The sequence below is a fragment of the Mesorhizobium sp. M0243 genome (assembly GCF_040321775.1).
Lineage (GTDB): Bacteria > Pseudomonadota > Alphaproteobacteria > Rhizobiales > Rhizobiaceae > Mesorhizobium.
In genome coordinates this window covers 91,212-116,636 of the sequence record NZ_JAMYSF010000005.1, presented here as the reverse complement: position 1 = coordinate 116,636, position 25,425 = coordinate 91,212, and the positions used below count along the sequence as shown (strand labels likewise).

The window sequence follows — 25,425 nt, the reverse complement described above, 5'->3', positions numbered from 1 at the left end:
GGCGGGTCTCCTGAAGATTTTCATGTGCATGTCATGCACATTCGGGGTCGGCCTTTGATCTAGACCAAAGTCAGGGCAAGGTCACGCCTCATGATCGAAGATTCGCCCTTTGTCGCAGCCGCACCGGTGCTGGTGCCGATGCCCGCCGAACGCCCCTACACCTATGCCGTGCCGGCCGGCATGCGCGTGGTGCCGGGCTCGATCGTGCGCGTGCCGCTCGGTCCGCGCCAGGTCGCCGGCATCGTCTGGGATGGCGCGGTCGAGAAGGTCGACGCGAAAAAGCTGCGCCCCATCGAACAGGTTTTCGACTGCCCGCCGATCGACCGCGCGATGCGCCGCTTCGTCGACTGGGTGGCGCAGTACACGCTGTCGCCGCCGGGCATGGTGGCGCGCATGCTGCTCAGGGCGCCGGAGGCTTTCGACCCCGAACCGTGGATCGAGGGATTGCAGCGCACGCTTCTCGCACCCGACCGGATGACGAGCGCCAGGCAGCGCGTGCTGGAGACGGCCGAAGGCGGCCTTGCCTGGACGCGCTCCGGCCTCGCTCACGCCGCCGGCGTGTCGTCGACGGTGATCGACGGCCTGAGGGCGCAAGGCGTGTTCGAGACCGTGATGATCCCGCCGCGCCCGGTGGTGGCCGCGCCCGATCCCGCCTACGCCACACCGGAACTGATGCCGGACCAGAGCGCCGCGGCGCAGATGCTGCGCGCCAATGTCGCAGCCGGCGTGTTCAACGTCGCGCTGCTCGACGGCGTCACCGGATCAGGTAAGACGGAGGTTTATTTCGAAGCGGTGGCGGCTGCGCTCGACCAGGGCAGGCAGGTGCTGATCCTGCTGCCGGAAATCGCGCTGACGCATGCCTTTCTCGAGCGCTTCCAGCAGCGCTTCGGCGCCAAGCCGGGTGAATGGCATTCCGACCTGCCGCCGCGGATGCGCGAGCGGGTTTGGCGGCAAGTGGCGGAAGGCGGCGTGCGGGTCGTCGCCGGTGCGCGTTCGGCGCTGTTCCTGCCGTTCAAGGAGCTTGGCCTGATCGTCGTCGACGAGGAGCACGACCCTGCCTACAAGCAGGAGGACCGCGTCTTCTACAATGCGCGCGATATGGCGGTGGTGCGCGGCCATATCGGCAGCTTTCCGGTCGTGCTGGCGTCGGCGACGCCATCGGTTGAAAGCCGGGTCAATGCCAGCCAAGGTAAATACAACAGAGCGGTGCTTTCCGCTCGCTTCGCCGAGGCGGCGCTTCCGCATCTGAAGGCGGTCGACATGCGGCGCGCGCCGCCGGCGCGTGGCGGTTTCCTGTCGCCGGTGCTGCTCGACCAGATGCGCCAGACGCTGGAGAGGCAGGAGCAGTCGCTGCTGTTCCTCAACCGGCGCGGCTATGCGCCGCTGACGCTGTGCCGGGTCTGCGGCCACCGCTTCGGCTGCCCGGTCTGCTCGGCCTGGCTGGTCGAGCATCGTTTTCGCGGCCAGCTGGTCTGCCATCATTGCGGGCACAATGAGCGCCGCCCCGAAGCCTGCCCGGAATGCGGCACGCTCGATCATCTGGTCGCCTGCGGGCCAGGTGTCGAGCGGATCGCCGAAGAGGTCGTTACGCATTTTCCCGACGCGCGCACCATCGTCTTGTCGTCGGACCTGATGGGCGGCGTAAGGCGGCTGCGGCTGGAACTGGAGGCGATCGCCGATGGCGAGGCCGACATCGTCATCGGCACGCAGCTCGTCGCCAAGGGCCACAACTTTCCCAACATGACCCTGGTCGGCGTCGTCGATGCCGATCTTGGCCTTGCCAATGGCGATCCGCGCGCCGCCGAGCGCACATTTCAGCTGCTCAGCCAGGTCACCGGCCGCGCCGGCCGCACCGGCAAGAAGAGCCTTGGCCTGCTGCAGACTTTTCAGCCCGACCACCCGGTGATGCGGGCGATCGTCTCGGGCGACGCCGAGGCGTTTTACGAACGTGAGATCGCCGAGCGCGAACGGGCCGCACTGCCGCCCTTCGGCCGGCTCGCAGGCGTCATCGTTAGTGCGGTGACGCGGGCTGAAGCCGAAGGCCATGCACGTGGCCTGCGCCGCGCCGCGCCCGAGGCGACGGATTTGTTCGTGCTCGGCCCGGCGGAGGCGCCGCTGTCACTGCTCGGCGGCCGCCATCGCTTCCGCCTGCTGATCCAGGGCGAGCGGCGCGCCGATATGCAAGGTTTTCTCAGGGCCATGCTGGCCAACGGGCCGAAGCAACGCGGTTCGGTCAGGGTGCAGGTCGATATTGATCCGCAGAGCTTTTTGTGACGGCTTATTTACCGCCCTTGGCCTTTTTCACGTACCGGTCCTGAAATTCGGTAATATCCACAAACGCTGCAAAACTATTCGATCGCTTCGCAATGGTCGCCAAGTGACCCTCCATTTTTTCCGTCGAGTCAGCGATCCTCCGTTCAGCTGCCTTGGCCAGAACCCCCCGCAGCCCCGCAAATTGTTTTATATCAATAGTGCGTTCTCGAGCTATCTCCTTGCCGAGAACATCCAAGTAGCGCAGTTTCACTTTGAAGGCTTTCAAGGGACCAATATCAGCCCCGCCGATCTGTCCATATAGCTCAAAGCTAATACCGAAGAGGGCATATATCTTTTCGTCCTGCGGTATGACCGTCATCGGCATGCGTTCTTTGTCATTTACGAGCATTACATCGTGACTTTTGAAGTCTTGCTCATCGTACAAAAGCTCGAATCTAACGTCGAAGGCAGGTCCTCTTCCGACATTGGCCAATACGAAATTTATAGCGCCGTTGCCATCCGAGTGTGGTGATAGGTAGGCTACTATTTCGGGAGCGATCCCAGCCTTCCGAAGGCTTCGATTCTCGAACCATAAGAAGGCAGTCAATAAGGCAATAACACCGGTTGCGACAGCGGAGACAGCTGTTGCTATTGCTGAAACCGTTGAACTCGCATTTGCATCGAATACGCCTAGAAACTCGCCCATTGCCCTCATTCCGTGTATGCCCAACCGCTATAGACACCCAGAATCGAGAGAGGACCAGCCTATTGTGAAAACCCTTGGCCTTCTGGGCGGCATGAGCTGGGAATCGACGGCCATCTACTACCGCCTGCTCAACGAGATCGTGCGCGAGCGGCTGGGCGGGCTGCATTCGGCCAGATTGCTGCTCTGGTCGTTCGACTTCGCCGAGATCGCCGAGCGGCAGCATCATGGCGACTGGGACGGCGCCGGCGTGCTTCTTGTCGAAGCAGCGCGCAAGCTCGAGGCCGGCGGCGCGGAAGGTCTGCTTTTGTGCACCAACACCATGCACAAACTGGCCGACCAGGTGCAGGCGTCGGTGTCGATCCCGCTGATCCACATCGCCGACGCCACCGCGGTGGCGGTCAAGCGCGCCGGCATGCAGCGCCCGGCGCTGCTGGCGACGCGCTTCACCATGGAACAGGACTTCTACAAAGGCTGGCTCGCCGACAGATACGGCCTGCGGCCCGTGGTGCCCGATGCTGCCGGGCGCGACATGGTCCATCGCGTCATCTACGAGGAATTGTGCCAGGGCATCGTCACCGAAATCTCGAAGGCGGCTTACATCGCCGAGACCGAACGCCTGCGCCGCGAAGAGGCAGCCGACAGCGTCATCATGGGCTGCACCGAGATCACCATGCTTATCGGCCAGCAGGATTTCGACATCCCGGTCTTCGACACGACGCGTATCCATGCCGAGGCGGCTGTGGCATTCGCGCTTGGCTGATGCGCGCCGCCTAAAGTGCGTGGACCATCTGGCGCGGGGGTTTTCCTCCGTTAGAATGCCCGGAATTTCAAAACAGGCACTTCGAGGGGACAAGATGGATTTTGCGCTTCCATGGCCAACGAGCCAGGGCGAATGGCTGGCCTGGTCGAGCGCCGTCGTCACCGTGCTGCTCGGTCTTTTGTTCTTTCTGGCGCCTGGCCTCGCCTTCCGTGCCCTGCGCTTGCAGGTCAAGCCAGAGAAGGCTGCGGCGATCGCCGAGGGGCGCGGCAGGATGTCGGGCTTCTATCTCGGCGTCGGCCTGTGCTGCATCCTGCTGGCGCAGCCGCTGATCTACATGGCGCTCGGCTTTTCCTGGTTGTTCACCGCCTTCGGCCGGTTGCTGTCGATGATGTCGGATGGCGCCAACACGCCTTTCAATTGGGTTTCCATTGTGCTGGAATTGGTGCTGGCGGCGTTACCGCTCGCCTTTGCCTTCGGCTTTTTGCCTTGAATCGTTGGGTATTCCGCGATGGAAGACGGGTGACTTTCGCCGGATGCGACAATAGTGCCTGAAAACCATGCGGAACGACGCATTGCGGTCTTAAAATGCCTGTGCTAGACGGCAATCGACTTTCGGCCGGGGATAGCGGAAGCCGCGCCTCCGTGCTCGAAAAAATGCAGTAAGGTCAAAGATTTAGCCAGAGTTTTTGCTCGCGCCAACAATCTACGGCCTGTCAGACAAGAGAAAAGACGGTCCGTGGCTCAATCGTCATCGCCAATCTCAGGTGTCGCAGAACGCTATGCGGGTTCGCTGTTCGAACTCGCCCTGCAGGCAAATTCCGTGGCCAAGGTCGAAGCCGACCTCAACAGCTTCGAAGTCATGCTCGCGGGCAGCGCCGACCTTACCCGGCTGATCAACAGCCCGGTGTTCTCCAGCGAGGACCAGGCGAAGGCCATCGCGGCAATCGCCGACAAGGCCGGGATTGCCGGCCTCACTGGCAATTTCCTGCGCGTCGTCGCCCGCAACCGCCGGCTGTTCGCCATTCCCGGCATGATCAGGGCGTTCCGTCAGATATCAGCCGAACATCGTGGCGAGACCGCTGCTGAAGTGACGTCGGCTCACGAACTGACGGCTGCCCAGCAGACCGAACTCAAGGCGGCGCTGAAGAGCGTTGCCGGCAAGGACGTGGCTATCTCCGTCACCGTCGATCCGTCGCTGCTCGGCGGGCTGGTGGTCAAGATGGGCTCGCGCCAGATTGATACGTCGCTCAAAACCAAACTCAATTCGCTCAAGCTTGCACTGAAAGAGGTCGGCTGATGGACATCCGCGCCGCGGAAATTTCCGCAATTCTGAAAGACCAGATCAAGAATTTCGGCAAGGAGGCCGAGGTCTCCGAAGTCGGACAGGTGTTGTCCGTCGGTGACGGTATCGCCCGCGTCTACGGCCTCGACAATGTCCAGGCCGGCGAAATGGTCGAGTTTCCCGGCGGCATCCGCGGCATGGCGCTCAACCTCGAAGCCGACAATGTCGGCGTCGTCATCTTCGGCGCCGACCGCGACATCAAGGAAGGCGACATCGTCAAGCGCACCGGCGCCATCGTCGACGTTCCCGTCGGCCCCGGCCTGCTCGGCCGCGTCGTCGACGCGCTCGGCAATCCGATCGACGGCAAGGGTCCGATCAAGGCAGTCGAACGCAAGCGCGTCGACGTCAAGGCGCCCGGCATCATCCCGCGCAAGTCGGTGAACGAGCCGATGTCGACCGGCCTCAAGGCCATCGATGCGCTGATCCCGGTTGGCCGCGGCCAGCGCGAGCTGGTCATCGGCGATCGCCAGACCGGCAAGACCGCCATCATCCTCGACACGATGCTCAACCAGAAATCGGTGCACGACAACGGCCCCGAGAAGGAAAAGCTCTACTGCGTCTACGTCGCCGTCGGCCAGAAGCGCTCGACCGTCGCGCAGTTCGTCAAGGTGCTGGAAGAGCGCGGCGCGCTCGAATACTCGATCATCGTCGCCGCCACCGCTTCCGATCCGGCACCGATGCAGTTCCTGGCGCCGTTCGCCGGCGCCACCATGGGCGAATACTTCCGCGACAATGGCATGCACGCGCTGATCAGCTATGACGATCTGTCGAAGCAGGCCGTCGCCTATCGCCAGATGTCGCTGCTGCTGCGCCGCCCGCCGGGCCGCGAAGCCTATCCGGGCGACGTCTTCTACCTGCACTCGCGCCTGCTCGAGCGCGCCGCCAAGCTCAACGACGATCTGGGCGGTGGTTCGCTGACCGCGCTGCCGATCATCGAAACGCAGGCCAACGACGTGTCGGCCTACATCCCGACCAACGTGATCTCGATCACCGACGGCCAGATCTTCCTCGAAACCAACCTGTTCTTCCAGGGTATTCGTCCTGCGGTGAACGTCGGCCTGTCGGTCAGCCGCGTCGGTTCGGCCGCGCAAATCAAGGCGATGAAGCAGGTTGCCGGCTCGATCAAGGGCGAGCTCGCGCAGTACCGCGAAATGGCGGCGTTCGCGCAGTTCGGCTCGGATCTCGACGCCGCCACGCAACGCCTGCTCAACCGCGGATCGCGCCTGACCGAACTCCTGAAGCAGCCGCAGTTCTCGCCGCTGAAGACGGAAGAGCAGGTCGCGGTGATCTTCGCCGGCGTCAACGGCTATCTCGACAAGCTGCCGGTCAACCAGGTCGGCAAGTTCGAGCATGGCCTGCTCAGCCACATGCGTTCGGCAGGCAAGGACGTCCTCGATGCCATCCGCAAGGAAAAGGCGCTGTCGGATGATCTGCGCGCCAAGCTGAAGGCCGAGATCGACACTTTCGCCAAGACCTTCGCCTGAGCGAATTGCAAGACGGGATCAGGTTTGAAGCATGCCTTCATTAAAAGACCTTCGTAACCGTATCGCCTCGGTCAAGGCGACGCAGAAGATCACCAAGGCGATGCAGATGGTCGCCGCGGCGAAGCTGCGCCGTGCGCAAGAGGCTGCGGAAGCGGCGCGCCCCTATTCGGAGCGCATGGGTTCCGTGCTGGCCAACATCACCCAGGCCATCGGCGGCGGCGGCGATGCCCCGGCGCTGATGACCGGCACCGGCAAGGACGACGTGCATCTGCTCGTCGTCTGCACCGCCGAGCGCGGCCTGTGCGGCGGCTTCAATTCGCAGATCGCCCGCCTTGCCCGCGACCATATCCGCAAGCTTTTGGCGGACGGCAAGCAGGTCAAGATCATCTGCGTCGGCAAGAAGGGTTTCGACATCCTGCGCCGCGACTATGCGTCGATGATCATCGACCGCGTCGATCTGCGCGAGGTCAAGACACTCGGCTTCGTCAATGCCGATGCGATCGCCAAGAAGGTCATCCACCTCTTCAACGAGGGCGGCTTCGACATCTGCACGCTGTTCTATTCGCAGTTCAAGTCGGTGATCAGCCAGATCCCGACCGCGCAGCAGATCATTCCGGCCGGCGTTGCTTCGGCTCCGGCCGAGGCGATCGATGGCGGCAACGCCGTCTACGAATATGAGCCGGAGCCGGGCGAAATCCTCTCCGACCTCATTCCGCGCAACATCTCCGTGCAGGTTTTCCGGGCGCTGCTCGAAAATGTGGCCGGCGAAATGGGCGCCAAGATGAGCGCCATGGACAATGCGACGCGCAACGCCGGCGACATGATCAACAAGCTGTCGATCACCTATAACCGCCAGCGGCAGGCGCAGATCACCAAGGAACTGATCGAAATCATTTCGGGCGCCGAGGCGCTCTAGGCGTGGTTCGCGGGTCATCGACCCGCGATCGGACCGCGTGAGAAACAAAGGACGAAAAAGGGTAAAGACGATGGCGAAAGCAGCGACCCCCCAGAAGGCGACATCCAAGACGGCAGCCCCCAAGGCCGCAGCCGCGAAAACCGCAGCCCCCGCGAAGGCGGCAAAGGCTCCAGCAGCAGCCGCGAAGGCTGCCCCGGCCAAGGCGGCAGCACCGGCGAAGGCCGCCGCTGCCAAGACATCGGCAGTGGCCAGCAAGGCAACCGGCGTTGTCGGCAAGGTCCGCCAGGTCATCGGCGCCGTTGTCGACGTGCAGTTCGGCGATCACCTGCCGGCGATCCTGAACGCGCTCGAGACCACCAATGTCGGCAACCGACTGGTGCTCGAAGTCGCCCAGCACCTGGGTGAAAACACTGTGCGCTGCATCGCCATGGACTCGACCGAAGGTCTGGTTCGCGGCCAGGAAGTGCGTGACACCGGCGCGCCGATCACCGTGCCGGTCGGCCCGGGCATGCTCGGCCGCATCATCAACGTCATCGGCGAGCCGGTCGACGAAGAAGGCCCGGTCGACGCAACCGAAATGCGCTCCATCCACCAGCCGGCTCCGACCTATGTCGAGCAGTCGACGGAAGCCCAGATCCTGATCACCGGCATCAAGGTGCTCGACCTGCTGGCTCCCTACGCCAAGGGCGGCAAGATCGGCCTGTTCGGCGGCGCCGGCGTCGGCAAGACCGTGCTGATCCAGGAACTGATCAACAACATCGCCAAGGCGCATGGCGGCTACTCGGTGTTCGCCGGCGTCGGCGAGCGCACCCGCGAAGGCAACGATCTCTATCACGAGTTCATCGAATCCGGCGTCAACAAGAAGGGCGGCGGCGAGGGCTCCAAGGCCGCACTCGTCTATGGCCAGATGAACGAGCCGCCGGGCGCGCGCGCCCGCGTCGGCCTGACCGGCCTGACGGTTGCCGAATATTTCCGCGACCAGGGCCAGGACGTGCTGTTCTTCGTCGACAACATCTTCCGCTTCACGCAAGCGGGTTCGGAAGTGTCGGCTCTGCTCGGCCGCATCCCGTCGGCCGTCGGGTATCAGCCGACGCTCGCCACCGACATGGGCGCGCTGCAGGAACGCATCACCACAACCACCAAGGGCTCGATCACGTCCGTGCAGGCCATCTATGTGCCCGCCGACGACTTGACCGATCCGGCGCCGGCGACCTCGTTCGCCCACCTTGACGCGACGACGACGCTCAACCGCGCCATCGCCGAAAAGGGCATCTATCCGGCCGTCGATCCGCTGGATTCGACCTCGCGCATGCTCGACCCGCTGGTCGTCGGCGACGAGCATTATGGCGTCGCGCGCCAGGTGCAGTCGATCCTCCAGCGCTACAAGTCGCTGCAGGACATCATCGCCATCCTGGGCATGGACGAGCTGTCGGAAGAGGACAAGCAGACCGTGGCCCGCGCCCGCAAGATCGAGCGCTTCCTGTCGCAGCCCTTCTTCGTCGCCGAAGTGTTCACCGGCGCGCCGGGCAAGCTGGTCGATCTCGCCGACACCATCAAGGGCTTCAAGGGCCTCTGCAACGGCGACTACGATCACCTTCCCGAAGCCGCCTTCTACATGGTCGGCGGCATCGAGGAAGCGGTCGAGAAGGCACAGCGCCTGGCGGCTGAAGCGGCTTAATTTAGGGAATAGGGAGTAGTCAGTAGTGAGCAGGGAATAGCAGCTGCGTGATGTGGGCCGGTTAGGACCACTTACTACTGCCTAGTTCCTATTCCCTACTCACTAAATTGATCATGGCTGAAGCTTTCAAATTCGAACTGGTCTCGCCGGAGCGCCTGCTTGTTTCCGAGCAGGTCGAATCCGTCGTCATTCCGGGCGCCGAGGGCGAGATGACCGTGATGGCGCATCACGCGCCGGTCATGACCACGATCAAGCCGGGCGTCGTCACCGTGAAGACCGCGGCGGGCGGCGAAGAGCGCTATGTGGTGTTTGGCGGTTTCGCCGACATCGTTCCGGCCGGCTGCACGCTGCTGGCGGAATCGGCTGTCGCGGTGAAGGATGTCGACCGCGCCGATCTCGCGCGCCGCATCCAGGAAGCCAGGGAAGACGCCACTGATGCCAAGGACGACGAGGCTCGCAGCAAGGCGGAACAGTTCCTTAGCCAGCTCACCACGCTGGAAGGCGCCATCCTGCCGGCGTAGGCCTGAGCGCAGACTCTGGAATTCATGCCATTGGTAGCGCGCAGGACGGGCGTTCTGTCGCGATCCTTCGCGCCCCCCTCTGTCCTGCCGGACATCTCCCCCACGAGGGGGGAGATTGGCAGCTCGGATGTCGGTGCTCTTCCTGTAACGTTAGAGATTTGCGAAAGAGGGGGGCGCTGTCCCGCCGACATCATAACCGCGAGGCCGTAGCTCAGGTCTGCTCGCTCTGTATGCCCAAGGCGGCGAAGGCCAGAACCGGACCATCGCGCCGCAGGTGGACGAGATGGACAGCCACAAGTTCGATCAACGTCTGCCGCTCGGCATGGTCCCTGGCGAAGCCGGCCAGGTCGAACACCGCGGTCACGGTTTCGTTGGCCGGCAGCTGCTCGCTCAAAAGTGCCGTCAGCGCCGCGTCGAGCGGATCGGTGAAATGTCCCGCCGGCAAGGTTTTTCCTCGCGCGGCGCAAGCGGCGATCCAGGCAGCCACCACCAGGGTTAGATGGACCAATTCAGTACCGGCTTCGAGGCATTCGATGGCGGAGGCGACGATGCGCTGCGGCAGTTTCTGGCTGCCGTCATTGGCGATCTGCGCCGTGCGATGGGCAAGTGCAGTGTTGGAAAAACGCTCCGCGAGCTCCGCAGTATAGGCGCTCGTGTCCAATCCGGCATCCTCGGGCAGGGTCGGGATGGCTTCGGCCCACAATGCATCAACGAATTGCCGGATCGCCGGGTCGGCGAAGGCGCGGTCGACGGTGGCATGACCGCTGAGCAGGCCAAGATAGGCGATGGCCGAATGCGAGCCGTTGAGCAGCCTGAGCTTCATGTCCTCGAACGGGCCGACATCGCGAACCATGGTGACGCCGAATTGTTCCCACGCGGGCCGGCCAGTCGGGAACTTATCTTCGACCACCCACTGACAAAACGGCTCGGTCATCACGGGCCAGGCATCCTCGACGCCGAGTTCTTCAGCGATCCGCACCCGATCGGCGTCAGTGGTTGCGGGCACGATGCGATCGACCATGCTGGAGGGAAACGCGACTTGTTGTGCGATGTGGTCGGCAATTCCGACATCGCTCGATTGCGCGAGCCCGGCATCTCGCAACTGGGCGAATTCGACCAACAGCCGGTGCAGCGTGGCGCCGTTGGCCGGCAAATTGTCGCAACACAGGACAGTGAAGGGCGGCGTGCCGGCGGCGCGTCGCCGGGCAAGCGCCTCGGTCAGAAAACCATGCGCTGTCTTCGGCATCCGGGGATTGGCCAGATCATGGGCGATATCGGGATGTGCGGCGTCCAATCCGCCGCCTGCCGCCCTCAGATAGGCCTTTTCAGTGATCGTCAGCGTGACGATGCGGGTGCGCGGATCGGTCAGCGCGACCAGCACCGCCCTGGGGTCCTCCGGCGCCACCAGCATCACACCGATCGAACCGATGACCTGAAGCCTTTCGGTTCCACTGCTTCTGATCGCCAGCGTGTAGAGCCCGTCCTGCGGCGTGAGAGCGTCGCGCGTGTCGGTGCTGCGCAGCGAAACGCCTGTTATGCCCCAATCCGCGTCGCCTGCCGCCAGGCAATCGTCGACATAGGCTGCCTGATGGGCGCGGTGGAAGGCGCCGACACCAAGGTGCACGATGCCCGGGACGACGCAGCTGCGATCATACGCAGGTGTCGCGATCGAAGCCGGCAGTGCGCGCACCGTCTTCGTGGAAAGGCGTTCGGTCGTCGTGGTGCGACTGGTCTGGTCGGATGACATGAGTGGCCTCGGCAGGGATCGGCAAAGCGGCGTAACATTCGATTTCCTGCCACACAATGGGTCGAAAAGTCATCATACAACAATCGGATTTTTGTATGTTGACATTATTTCTTGCCGCCCCTACCGATAGTGGCCTTGGGAGGATGACCGTGACACTGACCCATGCGGATCTGCTGTTTCCCGCCGAGGCGCATTCGCGCGCGATTGCCCGTGATCTCTATGCCGGGATCAAGGACCTGCCCCTTGTCAGCCCGCATGGCCACACCGATCCGCGCTGGTATGCGCTGAACGAGCCATTCCCGGATCCGGCGCAACTGCTCATCGTCCCGGATCACTACATCTTCCGCATGCTGTTCAGCCAGGGCGTCCGCCTCGAGGATCTCGGCGTCGCGACGCTGGACGGCGCGCCTGTCGAAACCGACGGCCGGACGATCTGGCGGCGCTTTGCCGAGCACTATTATCTGTTTCGGGGCACACCGACCCGGCTGTGGTTCGACCACGTACTTGCCGATCTGTTCGGCATCGACGAACCGCTGACCGCCGCGACGGCCGACCGCCACTACGACACGATTGCAACGCTGCTGCAGTGGGAGAATTTTCGCCCGCGCGCGCTGTTCGAGCGTTTCAACATCGAGGTCATCGCGACCACGGAAGGCGCGCTCGACGATCTCAAATGGCACCAGATGATCCGCGACAGCGGCTGGCAGGGCCGTGTGGTCACCGCCTACCGGCCGGATGCCGTCGTCGATCCTGATTTCGAGGGGTTTTCACCCAATCTCGATCGGCTCGGCGAGATCACCGGCTGCGACACCGGCAGCTGGGCCGGATATCTCGACGCGCATCGCCAGCGGCGCGCCTTCTTCAAAAGCTTCGGCGCGACTTCGTCAGATCATGGCCATCCGACGGCCGAGACCGCCAATCTTTCGGATGCGGCGGCGCAAGAGCTGTTCAATCGGGTTCGCCGTGGTTCCGACGATGAGCGCGAGCGAAAACTGTTCCGCGCCCAGATGCTGACCGAGATGGCCAAGATGAGCCTCGACGATGGGCTGGTCCTGCAGATCCATCCCGGCTCCTGGCGCAACCATTCGCCCGCAATCTTCCAAAAATTCGGCCGCGACAAGGGCTTCGATATCCCGACCCGGACCGACTATGTGACGGCGCTGAAGCCGCTGCTCGACTGCGTCGGGCTGGAGCGCGACCTCACCGTCATTCTCTTTACGCTCGACGAAACCAGCTATGCGCGCGAGCTGGCTCCGCTGGCCGGCGTCTACCCGGCGCTGAAGCTCGGGCCGGCCTGGTGGTTCCACGACAGCCCGGAAGGCATGCAGCGGTTCCGCGAGATGACCACCGAGACGGCCGGCTTCTACAACACCGTCGGCTTCAATGACGATACCCGCGCCTTTCCATCGATCCCGGCACGTCACGATGTGGCGCGGCGGGTCGACTGCGCGTTCCTGGCGCGTCTCGTCGCCGAGCACAGGCTGCGCGAGGACGAGGCGCATGAGCTGGCGCGGGAACTGACCTATACGCTGGCGAAAAAGGCGTATCGGCTCTGAAGGGGCAACTCGCCCGCAATGCAAAGGGAGGAAACCATGTTGCATTTTTCAAGACTGACGGGAGCTGCGCTGCTCGCCGCCGCACTGATGGCCGGAATGGCAAGCGCCCAGACGGTTCTGCGCTCGTCCGACACCCACCCGGACGGCTATCCGACGGTCGAGGCAGTCAAATATTTCGGCGAGCTTGTAAAGGAGCGTACGGCCGGCCGCTATGCGGTCGAGCTCTATCATTCCGCGCAGCTAGGCGAAGAAAAGGACACGATCGAGCAGGTTCGCACCGGCGTGATCGACCTCAACCGCATCTCGATGGCGCCGTTCAACGGGCTCATTCCCGAAACCACTGTGCCCTCGCTGCCCTATATCTTCCGCTCGGAAGACCATATGCACAAGGTCATGGACGGGGCGGTCGGCGATCAGATCGCGGCGGCGTTCGAACAGGTCGGGCTGGTGCTGCTCGCCTTCTATGACAGTGGCGCGCGCTCCTTCTACAATTCGAAGAAACCGATCAACTCATTAGCCGATCTGTCCGGCATGAAGTTCCGCGTCATCCAGTCCGACATCTTCGTCGACATGGTGGCGGCACTCGGCGCCAACGCGACTCCGATGCCGTATGGCGAGGTGTATTCGGCGATCGAGACCGGGGTCATTGACGGCGCGGAAAACAATTTTCCGAGCTACGACACCGCCAAGCATGCGGAAGTCGCCAAGTTCTATTCGCTCGACGAGCACACTATGGTGCCGGAAGCCTTCGTCATGGCGAAGTCGAGCTGGGACAAGCTGACGCCGGAGGATCAGGCGATCTTCAAGGCGGCCGCCAAGGAGAGCGTCGCCAGGCAGCGCGAGCTGTGGACCGCCAAGGTCAAGGAATCGCGCGCCAAAGTCGAAGCGGCCGGTTCGCAGATCACGACGCCGGACAAGCAGCCCTTCATCGACGCCATGGGTCCGGTCTACGAGAAGCACGTCAAGGACGATAAGCTGAAGGCCATGGTCGAAGCCATCAAGGCCGTGCAGTGATCAAGCGGCGGCGCGGGCATTCCGCGCCGCCATCCCCCTTGCGGAGAGAACCGGTGACCTCCAGCCCAGCACACAGACCGCCCCTGTCCGGCGTCGCCCGCATGATGTCGCGCGTCAGCACAGCGGCGCTATGGGTCGCAGGCATCGGGCTGGTGCTGATGACCGCCTTCGTCGCCTGGCAGGTGTTCGGTCGTTATGTCCTGAACCGCTCGCCAAGCTGGACCGAGCAGGGCTCGGTGATGCTGATGAGCTGGTTCATTTTCCTCGGCGCTGCCGTCGGGGTGCGCGAGAACTATCACCTCGGCTTCGACGTCCTGCTCTACGTGCTGCCCAAAGGCGGCAAGCGTTGGCTGCGGATGATCTCGGACCTCGTCGCGCTCGCCTTCGGCATCGGTATGATCTGGTATGGCAGCCAACTGGTCGCATTGACCTGGGGCGCTACCTTGCCGTCGCTCGGCATATCGGGGGGCTGGGACTACGTCCCGCTGGTCGCGGGAGGCGTGCTCGTCGCGCTCTTCACGCTGGAGCGCATCGTGCTTCGTCTCTCCGGTGCGCCGATCGACGATGTGCTCGATGAACTGCCGCCGGCGGAAGTCGCAACCGAACTCGACACGGCGAACGTGAAGGTCTGACGGCATGGAACTCTGGATCCTCTTCGGCGTCTTCACCCTTCTGATGCTTATCGGCACGCCGATCGCTTTCTGCCTCGGCGTCGCAAGCTTTGCCACCGTCCTCTACATGGGCCTGCCGCCGCTCATCGTGTTCCAGCGCCTGAATTCCGGCATGAGCGTCTTTTCGCTGCTGGCCATTCCCTTCTTCATCTATGCCGGCGACTTGATGGTGCGCGGCGGCATCGCCAGCAAGATCGTTGCCTTCGCCGGCTCGCTCGTTGGCCATTTGCGCGGCGGCCTCGGGCAGGTCAACATTGCGACCGCTACACTGTTCGGCGGCATTTCGGGCTCCGCCGTGGCCGAGGCAGCGGCGGTCGGCGGCTTGATGATCCCGCAGATGAAGGCGCGTGGATATGGAGCGGATTACGCCGTCAACGTCACGTCGATGGCGGCGCTGATCGCGCTGCTCCTGCCGCCGTCGCACAACATGATCATCTACTCGATCTCGGCAGGTGGAAAGATCTCCATCGCCGACCTGTTCACGGCCGGCATCATTCCGGGCCTGCTGTTGGCCCTGTCGCTGATGATCACCGCCTATTTCGTGGCGCGCTCCCGCGGCTATCCGACCGAGCCGTTTCCGGGCTTCACCGCCGTCGCGCATCTCTTCGCTGTCGCGGTGCCCGGCTTGCTGCTGATCGCGATCATCTTCGGTGGCGTACGATCGGGCGTTTTCACGGCGACCGAAAGTTCCTGCGTCGCGGTCATCTATGCGTTGCTCGTTACTGTCTTCGTTTACCGGCAGATGACTTGGGAAGGTTTCGTTCATGCCACCCATGGTGCCGTGCGCACCACGGCCATGGTGCTGCTCATCATCGGCATGGCGGCGGCGTTCTCGTGGTTGATGGCCTTCCTGAAAGTGCCGGCAGCGCTCATAGCCTCCATGAACGCGATCTCGGACGATCCGCTGATCGTGCTTCTCCTGCTCAACGTCTTGATGCTGTTCCTCGGCACCTTCATGGACATGGGCCCGACGATTATCATCTGCACGCCGATCTTCCTGCCCGTGGCGCAAGCCTACGGCGTCGACCCGGTGCATTTTGGCGTTATCATGATCCTCAACTTCGGCATCGGGCTGAATACGCCGCCGGTGGGCGCTGTGCAGTTCGTGGCGTGCGCAGTGGGCAAGATATCCGTCTGGGAAGCGATGCGCTCGATCTGGCCGTTCTATGGGGCCGGGCTCGTGGTACTGGGGCTCGTCACTTACATTCCGGCCATTTCGCTCTGGCTACCGAGCGTCTTCAAATAGGGGCGACATGGCATCGGACACCGCAACCGACCTCAGGGTCGAGAGAAAACCCAAACTGTCGGAGACCGTGGTCGCGACGATCCGCAAGCAGTTGCAGGCGGGTGAGATCCTGCCCGGCCATAAATTACCGACCGAAGGCCAACTGACCGAAACCTTCGGCGTCAGCCGCACCGTCATCCGCGAGGCGCTGGCCAAGCTTGCCGCCGACGGGCTGGTCGAACCGCGCCAGGGCGCCGGCGTCTTCGTCACAGAGCACATCTCGACAATGTTCGGCGCGCTGGCCGCCGACATGGGCAGCAAGGATTCGATCGCACTCAACGTGCTCGAAGTGCGGCTGGCGATCGAGATCGAATCGGCCGGGCTCGCCGCCATCCGTCGCAACGCCGCGCAGGAGGCGGCGATCCAGGAAGCCTTCTTCGAATTCGAGCGGCTGCTGCTTGCCAGCGAGCCGACCGGTCCGGCCGACCTCGCCTTCCATCGCGCCATCGCCAGCGCCACCAGCAACCCCTTCTATGTCGAGATGCTCGACGTGCTCGGCCGGCGCGCCATCCCGTGCGACGTGACTTCGCCCTGGTCGACCGAACTGGCGCAATCCGACAGCTACCAGCGCGGGCTGCAACGCGAGCACCTGGTGATCCTCAACGCCATTACCTCTGGCGATGCCGAGGCCGCGCGCGAGGCGATGCGCGCACACCTCACCGCCAGCCAGCAGCGTTACCGCGAACGCCTGCATGCGCGTCAGGCCTTTTATGCCAGTTCGGTCAAGGCCGCCGCCGGCGAATGACCCATCTCAAGTCAGGACGAAAATGAGCCAGAGCCATATCGACTGTACATCACGCTTTGCCATCGACCCGGTCGCCGCCGCGGCGATGGGAACCGATGAGCTGCGTCACAATTTCCACATTGACGGCCTGTTCCAGCGCGGCCGCATCAGCCTGACCTACACCCATTACGACCGCATGATCGTTGGTGGCGCCGTGCCGACTGGCGCACCGCTGCCGCTGGAAGCGATCAAGCCGACCGGCACGAAGAACTTTCTCGACCGTCGCGAGCTGATCGCCGTCAACATCGGCGGCACGGGCGTCATCACGGCCGGCGGCCAGTCCTTCGAATTGCAGGCGCGCGACATGCTCTATCTCGGCATGGGCACCACCGACGTGTCCTTCGCCTCGGTGGACAAGACCGCGCCGGCTAAATTCTATCTGCTCAGCGCGCCTGCGCATCAGGCCTGGCCCAGCCGGCTGATCCGCATCGGCGACGCCAAGCGCCTCGATCTCGGCAGCAAGGACACCTGCAACGAGCGTTCGATCTTCCAGTTCATCCATGCCGAGGGCGTGAAGACCTGCCAGCTGGTGGTCGGCATGACTCAGTTGGCTCCAGGATCGGTGTGGAACACCATGCCATGCCATGTGCATGACCGGCGCATGGAGGCCTATCTCTATTTCGACCTGGCCGAGACGGCGCGCGTCTTCCATTTCATGGGCGAGCCTGACGAGACGCGCCATATCGTCATGAGCAATGAGGAGGCGGTGCTGTCGCCGGGATGGTCGATCCACTCCGGTGCCGGCACTTCCAATTATGCTTTCATCTGGGCGATGGCCGGCGACAATGTCGACTATACCGATGTCGACCCGGTGGCGTTGGGCGATCTGCGGTGAGCGACCCCTTCAGCCTTGCCGGAAAACGTATCCTGGTCACCGGCGCCAACACCGGCATCGGCCAAGGCATCGCCGTGTGCGTCGCACGCGCCGGGGGCGCGGTGGTCGGCGTCGGCCGCTCGTCGATGGACGATACGGCAGACAAGATTGCGGCGGTGGGCGGGCAATTCGAAGCGGTGAGCGCCGACCTCGCCGACACGTCGGCCGCCGGCCCGTTGCTCGACCGGATCTGGGACGAAAGCGGTCCGCTCGACGGGCTGGTCAACAATGCCGGCATCATCCGCCGCGCCGATGCCGTCGATCTCAGCGAGGCCGATTGGGACGACGTCATGGACGTCAACCTGAAGACGGTTTTCTTGCTCTGCCAGAGCTTCGCCAGACGGGCGCTTGCCGGCGGACGCCAGGGCAAGATCGTCAACATTGCCTCCGTGTTGAGCTTCCAGGGCGGCATCCGCGTTGCGTCCTATACTGCCTCGAAGCACGGTGTGCTCGGCATCACGCGTCTGCTCGCCTGCGAATGGGCGCAAAAAGGCATCAACGTCAACGCCATCGCGCCGGGCTATATCGAGACCAACAACACGCAGGCGCTGCGCGCCGATCCCGACCGCAGCGCCGCCATCCTGGCGCGGATCCCGGCCGGTCGCTGGGGGGAAGCGGGCGACATTGGCGATGCCGCCGTGTTCCTGCTGGCGCCGGCGTCGAACTACATGCATGGAGCGGTGGTGCCTGTGGATGGCGGCTGGCTTGCGCGATGAGGAGACGACGATGACCACAAAGATTTTCGCGCATGCCGGCGAGGGCGCCTGGACGCCGACCCCGGACGGCAACAGGCGACGCGTTCTCCTGCATACCGACGAGTTGATGCTGGTCGAATTCGGCTTCGACAAGGGTGGCGTCGGCGCCCTGCATTCGCACCCACACGTCCAGGCTAGCTATGTCGCCGAGGGCCGCTTCGAGGTGACCATCGACGGTAGGACCGAAACCATCGAGACCGGCGGCAGCTTCATTGTGCCGTCCGGTCTGGTGCACGGCGTCAAGGCGCTGGAAGCAGGGCGGCTGGTCGACAGCTTCACGCCGCACCGGGCCGATTTCCTCGGCTAGCCAGGGAAGACCCGCACCTCAAAAGAGGCGCGGGTTGTTGCCTGGGCGCTTGTGGCGCCGCGGTACTCAAGACATGACCGCAGGATGCGAACCTGCCGCATGATGGTGAACATAGGCTTAACGCGCCGGGTGTTCGTGATGGCGGTGACTGCGTCGGTCAGGTGATATGCCGGAGCAGGCTGAAGAGCCGCTCGAACGTCTTGCCGTAGGGCGGGCGCAACAAGGCTCCCGCGCTCAGCCGGGACTGCAGGAAAACCGGCTTCTCCTTGCTGAAGGTGCGAAAGCCCCATTCGCCGTGATAGGCGCCCACGCCGCTGGCGCCGACGCCGCCGAAAGGCTGGTTCTCCTGCACCAGATGCAGCATGCAGTCGTTGATGGTGACGCCGCCGGCGACGGTCTCATGCAGGATGCGTTGACGGTTGCCGCTGTCGCGCCCGAACCAGTAGAGCGCCAGCGGCCGGTCCGCCCCGTTCACATGGGCTATCGCCTCGTCGATCCCGGCATATTCGACGATGGGCAGTACCGGCCCAAAAATCTCCTCGCGCATCAGCCGCAGGTTTGCGCCGGCGTTGCGGACCAGGGTCGGCGGCAATTTCCGGTTTGTCGCGCCGAATGCCTCGCCGGCCGGGTTGATTTCGGTGACATCGGCGCCGGCATTACGCGCCTCGGTGATCATGTCGCGCAGGCGCTGGTGGTGCCGCTCGCTGATGATGGCGGTATAATCGGGGTTGTCGCGCAGGGTTGGGTAGAGCTTCGTGATCGCCGTTGCGAGCTTGGCAGCGACCGTGCCTGCCTGTCCCTTCGGCACCAGCAGATAATCCGGCGCGATGCAGGTCTGCCCGGCATTCAACAGCTTGCCATAGGCAATGCTGGATACCGCCGCGTCGAGATCGCATGACGGATCGAAGATTGCCGGCGACTTGCCGCCGAGTTCGAGCGTGACCGGGGTCAGGTTGGCGGCCGCGGCGATCGCGACCTGGCGTCCGACCGCGGTCGAGCCGGTGAACAGCAAATGATCGAAAGGCATCGACACGAAGGCCTTTCCCATCTCCGCGTCGCCGCTGATGACGCTGAGCTCATCGGGTGCGAAATGCTCGGCAACGAGTTTGGCCAGCAGCGCTGAAAATGCCGGCGTCAATTCGGAAGGTTTTATAAGCACGCGATTGCCGGCCGCGAGTGCCGCCGTGACCGGCGCGACGGCGAGCTGGAAAGGATAATTCCAGGGCGACACGATGCCGACGACGCCGAGCGGCTGCGGGACGAGGCGATTTCGGCCGGGCAGGAACGGCATGGTGGTGACAACGCGGCGTTCGCGCATCCAGCCCCTGAGGTGCGACAGCGCGTGGCGGACACCGGCGCGCACGACGAACAGTTCCGCAAGCCGCGTCTCATGCGCGGAACGGCCGCCAAAGTCGGTGTCGATGGCGGTGCAGATGTCGGCTTCATGCCGCTCGGTCAACGCCAACAGGCGTTTCAGGCGATCCTTACGGATGCCAAAGTTGGGGAAAGGCTGAGCCTCGAAGGCGGCGCGCTGCAGGTGGAACCGCTCGCCGAGAGCATCCTGAATGGCCTGCAGCATCGCGCCCTCCCTGACTTGTCGGGCCGAGCTTACATCGTGGTGCGTGGCGGAATCCAGCGGGGGTGCAGGTCTCGCAAGGGAAGGTGCTGCGGCGAGCCTTGGATCAATCGGTCAGCTTCCGCGTTCGCGCCGCAGGCTTTCCTTGTGCCGGCTTGTTCTGGTTGTGGTCCGGTGTCAGCTGCGCTAAGGCAAGGTGCCCATGCGGAGAGTCGTTTTGACCGGTTTCCACATCCTCTCCAATCCACGAAATTGCAGCCCGGTGTCTGCCTGATGCAGGCATCGGCGATGAGCATCTTGGCCGTGGCCCGCAGGCGGCGCGTTTCGTCCCGGGTGGCCCTGATGCAAGATCGGGTTGCCGCATTGCGCCAGCGGAATTGCGGATGAAGGGCGCGCGCAGGCTTGAGGCTGCGTTTGGAGCGGCCGCGCGAAGGGTTATGCGGGAGTTTCTGCGATTCGTGCCGCTGTCTCTGAAACAGCGCATGCAAAGACGCACATACGCACGCGCGACGCCCGCCAACAGAATTTTCATTTCGGGCTGCGCGCGCAGCGGGACGACGCTGACACAGCGGCTGATGAGGTGTTTCGGGGATATTTTCGTCCATCCGCCCGAAGCGCGATACACAATGCTGGACATGCTGGATCGGCCGGAATCGAACCTCGTCGTCAAGCGCGATGCGCGCGGTTTTGCGCATCTGGCGAAGCTACCTCCCTCCATCGGCTTGATCTATTGTGTGCGCCATCCATTCGACACGCTGACAAGTTCGCATCCGCAAACACGCCACGAGCGTCGGTTCCACGTCACGCCGCATCGCTGGCTGGCCGAATACGACGCGCTGACCCGGCTGAAGAAGGCACAACCGCACCGGCAGATACTCTTTGTCCGCTACGAAGACATGATCGGCGCGCCCGATGCGCAGCAGGACAGAATCGCGCAGTCGTTCGGACTGACACCGCACATTCGTTTCAGCGAGGATCCGGACAATCCGATCCGGGTGGCTTCGTTGAGAAAATGGGAACGGAATGAAGAATTCAGGACCTATCTCGGCGGTCTGCCCCCGGCATTTCTCGTCGGCGTCCGGCGTTTCTGCGCCGAGTTCGGCTATGACATGCCAATAAGCACGCCGACCGTGGACGCGCGGTGATGCAGGCACCGGCGGCCGTCGCGACAGAAGAGCGAGATCCCAAGCGGCGCGTCCTGAAGGACGTGTTCGGCTTTGATGATTTTCGCCCCGGCCAGGCCGATGTCATGGATGCGCTGCTGGCCGGGCGGCATGTGCTGGCCGTCATGCCGACAGGTGCGGGCAAATCGCTCTGCTACCAAGTGCCGGCACTGGTCCTGGGTGGGCTCATCATTGTCGTTTCGCCGCTGGTGGCGCTGATGCAGGATCAGGTCGCCGCCTTGCGGCTTGCCGGCGTGGCGGCCGACACGATCAATTCCTCGATCGACCGCGATGCCAATATCGCCGCATGGCGTCGCGTCGCCTCGGGCCAGACGCGCCTGCTCTATCTCGCGCCGGAGCGGCTGATGACCGAGCGCATGCTCGACGCGCTGGCCAGGCTCGATGTCAGCCTGATCGCCGTCGACGAGGCGCATTGCATCTCGCAATGGGGGCCGGCGTTCCGGCGCGAATACGAGGACCTGTCGCGTCTGCGCGGCATCTTTCCCAACGTGCCGATCATCGCGCTGACGGCAACGGCGGACGAAGGCACGCGCACCGACATCGAATCCCGGCTGTTTGCCGAGCGCGTCGAGACCCTGGTGCTGGGCTTCGACCGGCCGAACATCAAGCTTGCCATCGAGGCCAAGCAGGACAGCAAGCGGCAGCTGCTGCGCTTCGTCGAGCGTCATCCCGGCCGCAGCGGCATCGTCTATTGCCTGTCGCGCAAGAAGACGGAGGAGATGGCGGCCTTCCTCGAGAAGAACGGCGTCACCGCGCTCGCCTATCATGCCGGCATGAGCAAGGAGGCGCGTGACGCCAACCAGAACAGCTTCATGACCCTGTCCGGCGTCGTCATGGTGGCGACCATCGCTTTCGGCATGGGCATTGACAAGCCTGATGTCGCCTATGTCTTCCACACCGACATGCCGGGCAGCCTGGAGGCCTACTACCAGGAGATCGGCCGCGCCGGCCGCGATGGGCGGGACGCCGAGGCGCATATGCTGTTCGGCCTTGGCGATATCCGCATGCGCCGGATGTTCATCGACGACGAGGATGCGCCGCCCGAGCACAAGAGGCGCTCGCATGGCCGGCTCGACACGCTGATCGGCTATTGCGAGACGGCGCAGTGCCGCCGCCAGGTGCTGCTCGGCTATTTCGGCGAAGAAGCGCAGCCTTGCGGCAATTGCGACACCTGCCTCGACCAGGCGCCGCGCGCCGATGGCGGAGCGGAGGCGCGGATCATCCTGGCGGCGATCGCGCAGAGTGGCGAACGCTTCGGTGCCGGCCATGTCATCGACATCCTGCTCGGCCATGAAACCGAGAAGGTGCTGGCCAGGAACCACCAGAGGCTTGCCGCCTTCGGCAGCGGGCTGGCGCACAAGAAGGATTTTTGGCTGTCGCTGATCCGGCAGCTCGTCGCGGGCGGGTTCCTGATGCCGGATCCGGCCGGCCATGGCGGCCTCGCCATCGCCGAAAAAGGCCATGCGCTTGGCCGTGGCGAGGTGCCGTTCCATTATCGCGTCGAGGTGCGCAGCCGCGCCTTGCGCGGCAAGACGCGCTCCGGGCAGGATTTCGGGCAATCGGATGTGGACACCGGGCTGCTGGCCGCGCTGAAGACCTTGCGACTGCGGCTCGCCAAGGAGCGCCAGGTGCCGGCCTATGTGGTGTTTTCCGATCGCACCCTGATCGACATGGCAGAGCGCCGCCCAAACGACCTCGACGCCTTCGCTGAAGTGAATGGGGTTGGGGCGGCAAAGCTGAAGGAGTTCGGCCAGGTTTTTCTGAGTGCGATTGCCGAGCACCAATCCGATGGTTCGGCCTGAGGTCAGATCAGCGACTGGTCACGCGCCCTGAAGCATAGGGATCTTCGGAGAAGGCATCCGTTCCGAAACCTCCTGTTCCGTCGCCGCCCATTTCTCCACCGCCCATGCCCCCGCCGAGACCGATCAGTTCAATGTTCTCTGGCCGGCCAGTCGACAGATCAGGCCCCGACTGAGGCGTTCATCGACTTCATGGCTGAGCATCTGCAACCGCAATAGGTGCCGCTGTCCGCTTATCCACCGCAGCGTCGACCCGCCGGGCGTCAGTCGCGCGATATGGACAGTCCCGTGAAAAGCGGAGCGTAGGCGGCGAGCCTGCGGGATACGAACTCCGTGAAGAGCCGCACGCGCTTCGTCTTGCGTGTCTCCCCCTGTGTGAGAAGCCAGAGCGTTCCGTACATGTGCAGGTCGGTGCCCGGCACCCTCACCAGCAGGGGGTCGGCATCTCCGACGAAGCACGGCAGTGTCGTGATCCCGAGACCTTGCCGTACGGCAACGATCTGCGCCTCGGCGTCCGTGGTCCTGAATGGAACGCCAGTGGTGCGAACCTCACCCGCGCCGGCCCACTCTGGAATTCCATGAACGCTTATGACGATCCACCGGATGGGATCAGGCGCGCCCGCACGCCACGCGGCCAGGCGATCGCGGGACATGTAGACGCCGCCGAACACCTCCGGTCCCTTCAGGCCGTGAAGATTGAGCGGCAGGGTTTTGCGGTCGTAGACGACGCGGATCGCGACGTCGGCCTCTCGGTTGGTCAGATTTGCCAGCTCGCCGGACGACAGGATTTCCATCTCGATGTCCGGGTGCAGACGCGCGAAATCGGCGAAGTCCGGCATGAGCAGGTGTGTCGCGAGGGGCGGTGCCAGCGTCACCCGCAGAAGCCCGCGCACACCCTGGTCGCGCCCGAAGACGCGCGTCTCCAGCTGGTGCGACGACGCTTCCATCTGGTTCGCGAGATCGAGGACCTCCTCGCCCGCAGCCGTTAGGCGGTAGCCCGAAGGCAGCTTTTCGAACATGTGCGCTCCGAGGCGTTCCTCGAGCTGGGCGACGCGTCGCAGCACGGTCGAGTGATTCACCCCGAGCTGCGCGCCGGCAGCCCGCACCGAGCCTCCGCGCGCGACGGCAAGAAAGTAGCGAATGTCATCCCAGTCGATCATGGTGCAATCCGGCACCGCGCGGTGCGCCTTCCCAAGCCCGTATCTAACGCATGCTACAGCAGTACGGGCGGGACATCATAGCTTATGTCGACAGGGGCGGCGCAATTCCGAATGGCGGACACGGATCGTCACGGCTGGCGTCAGTTCCTGAAAGCGGATCGATTTTGCACCACCGATGTGCGCGCTTCCGCACTCACCGCGTGACTCTGACGGGCCCATCTAGAGGTTCTCGGGGCGTACCCGAACGACCAAAGACAGAGCCTGGAAGGATTGAGTTATGGGAAAACTAGACGGTAAGGTTGCGGTTATTACGGGTGGCGCCACCGGCATCGGCCTCGCCGCTGCAAAGCGCTTCATCGAGGAGGGCGCTTTCGTCTTCATTTTCGGCCGTCGGCAGGATGTGCTCGACGCTGCTGTGGCCAACCTCGGGGCCAATGCCCGCGCGGTGAAAGGCTCGGTTTCCGACGAGGCCGACCTCGACCGGCTCTACGCGGCGGTGAAGGCCGAGCGCGGAACCCTCGACATCGTCTTCGCCAATGCCGGGGCGGGAGGCCTGCTTCCGCTCGGCGAGATCACCGCCGAGCACATTGACGAAACCTTCGACACCAATGTGAAGGGTACGATATTCACGGTCCAGAAGGCGCTGCCGCTGATGGGCGAGGGCGGTTCGATCATCCTGACCGGATCGAGCGCCGGCACCACGGGCGCCCCCGCATTCAGCGTCTACAGCGCGAGTAAGGCGGCCGTGCGCAATCTTGCGCGGAGCTGGGCGGAGGACCTGAAGGGCACCGGCATCCGGGTAAACGTGCTGTCGCCCGGGCCGACAGCGACCGAACTCGCGAAGGCAGCGATAGGGGAGGAGGGCTTGAAGGCCTTCGCCTCGATGAACCCGCTCCAGCGCATGGCCGATCCGGCGGAGATTGGAGCGGCGGCTGCGTTTCTCGCGTCGCCCGACAGCAGCTTCATGACCGCCAGCGAGGTCGCCGTCGACGGGGGCCTAGCGCAAATCTGACGCTACGCCCCGCCGTTCATTCCATTCGATATTCCGGGCCC

Annotated in this window: 23 protein-coding genes; 19 read left to right on the top strand and 4 right to left on the bottom strand. The window is 63.8% G+C overall.

The window, feature by feature from the left end:
• The first annotated feature begins 90 nt into the window (after positions 1–90).
• Positions 91–2,274, top strand: coding sequence for a primosomal protein N' (locus tag NKJ11_RS08585; RefSeq protein ID WP_352793062.1), 2,184 nt, complete (start codon positions 91–93; stop codon positions 2,272–2,274).
• Between the two features lie 4 nt (positions 2,275–2,278).
• Here NKJ11_RS08585 and NKJ11_RS08580 read toward each other — a convergent pair whose 3' ends face one another.
• Positions 2,279–2,959: a DUF8453 domain-containing protein gene (locus NKJ11_RS08580; RefSeq protein WP_352611354.1), complete on the bottom strand. Its 681-nt coding sequence runs from the start codon at positions 2,957–2,959 to the stop codon at positions 2,279–2,281.
• Between the two features lie 64 nt (positions 2,960–3,023).
• Here NKJ11_RS08580 and NKJ11_RS08575 point away from each other — a divergent pair, with 64 nt between their 5' ends.
• The 7 genes from NKJ11_RS08575 to NKJ11_RS08545 all read left to right on the top strand — a co-directional run bounded on the left by NKJ11_RS08575 (position 3,024) and on the right by NKJ11_RS08545 (position 9,660).
• A complete protein-coding gene (locus tag NKJ11_RS08575; RefSeq protein ID WP_352611355.1) occupies positions 3,024–3,719 on the top strand; it encodes an aspartate/glutamate racemase family protein in 696 nt (231 codons plus the stop codon).
• A 94-nt stretch (positions 3,720–3,813) separates the two neighbouring features.
• Complete coding sequence (locus tag NKJ11_RS08570; RefSeq protein WP_027037276.1) at positions 3,814–4,209, top strand: AGROH133_08824 family phage infection protein; 396 nt, start codon at positions 3,814–3,816, stop codon at positions 4,207–4,209.
• A gap of 246 nt (positions 4,210–4,455) precedes the next feature.
• Complete coding sequence (locus NKJ11_RS08565; RefSeq protein WP_292567210.1) at positions 4,456–5,016, top strand: F0F1 ATP synthase subunit delta; 561 nt, start codon at positions 4,456–4,458, stop codon at positions 5,014–5,016.
• Complete coding sequence (gene atpA / locus NKJ11_RS08560) at positions 5,016–6,545, top strand: F0F1 ATP synthase subunit alpha (protein WP_352611356.1); 1,530 nt, start codon at positions 5,016–5,018, stop codon at positions 6,543–6,545. Before NKJ11_RS08565 ends, atpA begins: the two co-directional genes overlap by 1 nt.
• 31 nt (positions 6,546–6,576) lie before the next feature.
• Entirely contained in the window at positions 6,577–7,461 is an 885-nt protein-coding gene (locus NKJ11_RS08555) for a F0F1 ATP synthase subunit gamma (protein ID WP_127261419.1), read from the top strand.
• Positions 7,462–7,531: 70 nt separating this feature from the next.
• Positions 7,532–9,139: a F0F1 ATP synthase subunit beta gene (gene atpD / locus NKJ11_RS08550; RefSeq protein WP_352554300.1), complete on the top strand. Its 1,608-nt coding sequence runs from the start codon at positions 7,532–7,534 to the stop codon at positions 9,137–9,139.
• Between the two features lie 113 nt (positions 9,140–9,252).
• Positions 9,253–9,660: a F0F1 ATP synthase subunit epsilon gene (locus NKJ11_RS08545; RefSeq protein ID WP_127413902.1), complete on the top strand. Its 408-nt coding sequence runs from the start codon at positions 9,253–9,255 to the stop codon at positions 9,658–9,660.
• Positions 9,661–9,871: 211 nt separating this feature from the next.
• On the opposite strand, the gene NKJ11_RS08540 is transcribed toward NKJ11_RS08545, so the two are convergent.
• Positions 9,872–11,407 carry a mannitol dehydrogenase family protein gene (locus tag NKJ11_RS08540; protein ID WP_352611357.1) on the bottom strand — a complete coding sequence of 512 codons (1,536 nt, stop codon included), beginning with the start codon at positions 11,405–11,407 and terminating at the stop codon, positions 9,872–9,874.
• A gap of 143 nt (positions 11,408–11,550) precedes the next feature.
• On the opposite strand from NKJ11_RS08540, the gene uxaC reads away from it, so the two are divergent.
• The 8 genes from uxaC to NKJ11_RS08500 all read left to right on the top strand — a co-directional run bounded on the left by uxaC (position 11,551) and on the right by NKJ11_RS08500 (position 18,653).
• On the top strand, positions 11,551–12,963 hold the full coding sequence (gene uxaC, locus NKJ11_RS08535) for a glucuronate isomerase (RefSeq protein ID WP_031213440.1): 1,413 nt from the start codon (positions 11,551–11,553) through the stop codon (positions 12,961–12,963).
• A 36-nt stretch (positions 12,964–12,999) separates the two neighbouring features.
• Positions 13,000–13,977 carry a TRAP transporter substrate-binding protein gene (locus NKJ11_RS08530; protein WP_128304059.1) on the top strand — a complete coding sequence of 326 codons (978 nt, stop codon included), beginning with the start codon at positions 13,000–13,002 and terminating at the stop codon, positions 13,975–13,977.
• A 101-nt stretch (positions 13,978–14,078) separates the two neighbouring features.
• Complete coding sequence (locus NKJ11_RS08525) at positions 14,079–14,609, top strand: TRAP transporter small permease (protein ID WP_031213442.1); 531 nt, start codon at positions 14,079–14,081, stop codon at positions 14,607–14,609.
• Between the two features lie 4 nt (positions 14,610–14,613).
• A complete protein-coding gene (locus NKJ11_RS08520) occupies positions 14,614–15,894 on the top strand; it encodes a TRAP transporter large permease (protein WP_352611358.1) in 1,281 nt (426 codons plus the stop codon).
• Positions 15,895–15,901: 7 nt separating this feature from the next.
• Entirely contained in the window at positions 15,902–16,678 is a 777-nt protein-coding gene (locus NKJ11_RS08515; protein WP_352793061.1) for a FadR/GntR family transcriptional regulator, read from the top strand.
• A 22-nt stretch (positions 16,679–16,700) separates the two neighbouring features.
• Positions 16,701–17,552 (top strand): 5-dehydro-4-deoxy-D-glucuronate isomerase, encoded by an 852-nt coding sequence (gene kduI / locus NKJ11_RS08510; RefSeq protein WP_352793060.1) that lies wholly within the window; start codon positions 16,701–16,703, stop codon positions 17,550–17,552.
• Positions 17,549–18,307 carry a 2-dehydro-3-deoxy-D-gluconate 5-dehydrogenase KduD gene (kduD, locus tag NKJ11_RS08505; RefSeq protein ID WP_352793059.1) on the top strand — a complete coding sequence of 253 codons (759 nt, stop codon included), beginning with the start codon at positions 17,549–17,551 and terminating at the stop codon, positions 18,305–18,307. Before kduI ends, kduD begins: the two co-directional genes overlap by 4 nt.
• Before the next feature lie 10 nt (positions 18,308–18,317).
• Positions 18,318–18,653, top strand: a complete 336-nt coding sequence (locus NKJ11_RS08500; protein WP_023811768.1) for a cupin domain-containing protein — start codon at positions 18,318–18,320, stop codon at positions 18,651–18,653.
• A gap of 157 nt (positions 18,654–18,810) precedes the next feature.
• Here NKJ11_RS08500 and NKJ11_RS08495 read toward each other — a convergent pair whose 3' ends face one another.
• On the bottom strand, positions 18,811–20,232 hold the full coding sequence (locus NKJ11_RS08495) for a coniferyl aldehyde dehydrogenase (protein ID WP_352793058.1): 1,422 nt from the start codon (positions 20,230–20,232) through the stop codon (positions 18,811–18,813).
• Between the two features lie 380 nt (positions 20,233–20,612).
• On the opposite strand from NKJ11_RS08495, the gene NKJ11_RS08490 reads away from it, so the two are divergent.
• Positions 20,613–21,374, top strand: coding sequence for a sulfotransferase family protein (locus tag NKJ11_RS08490; RefSeq protein WP_352760434.1), 762 nt, complete (start codon positions 20,613–20,615; stop codon positions 21,372–21,374).
• Positions 21,374–23,215, top strand: coding sequence for a DNA helicase RecQ (gene recQ, locus NKJ11_RS08485; RefSeq protein ID WP_352793057.1), 1,842 nt, complete (start codon positions 21,374–21,376; stop codon positions 23,213–23,215). Before NKJ11_RS08490 ends, recQ begins: the two co-directional genes overlap by 1 nt.
• A gap of 260 nt (positions 23,216–23,475) precedes the next feature.
• On the opposite strand, the gene NKJ11_RS08480 is transcribed toward recQ, so the two are convergent.
• Positions 23,476–24,372 (bottom strand): LysR family transcriptional regulator, encoded by an 897-nt coding sequence (locus tag NKJ11_RS08480; protein ID WP_352677026.1) that lies wholly within the window; start codon positions 24,370–24,372, stop codon positions 23,476–23,478.
• A gap of 277 nt (positions 24,373–24,649) precedes the next feature.
• Between NKJ11_RS08480 and NKJ11_RS08475 the strand changes: the two genes are divergently transcribed.
• Positions 24,650–25,384: an SDR family NAD(P)-dependent oxidoreductase gene (locus tag NKJ11_RS08475; RefSeq protein ID WP_352611363.1), complete on the top strand. Its 735-nt coding sequence runs from the start codon at positions 24,650–24,652 to the stop codon at positions 25,382–25,384.
• The last annotated feature ends 41 nt before the right edge of the window (positions 25,385–25,425 follow it).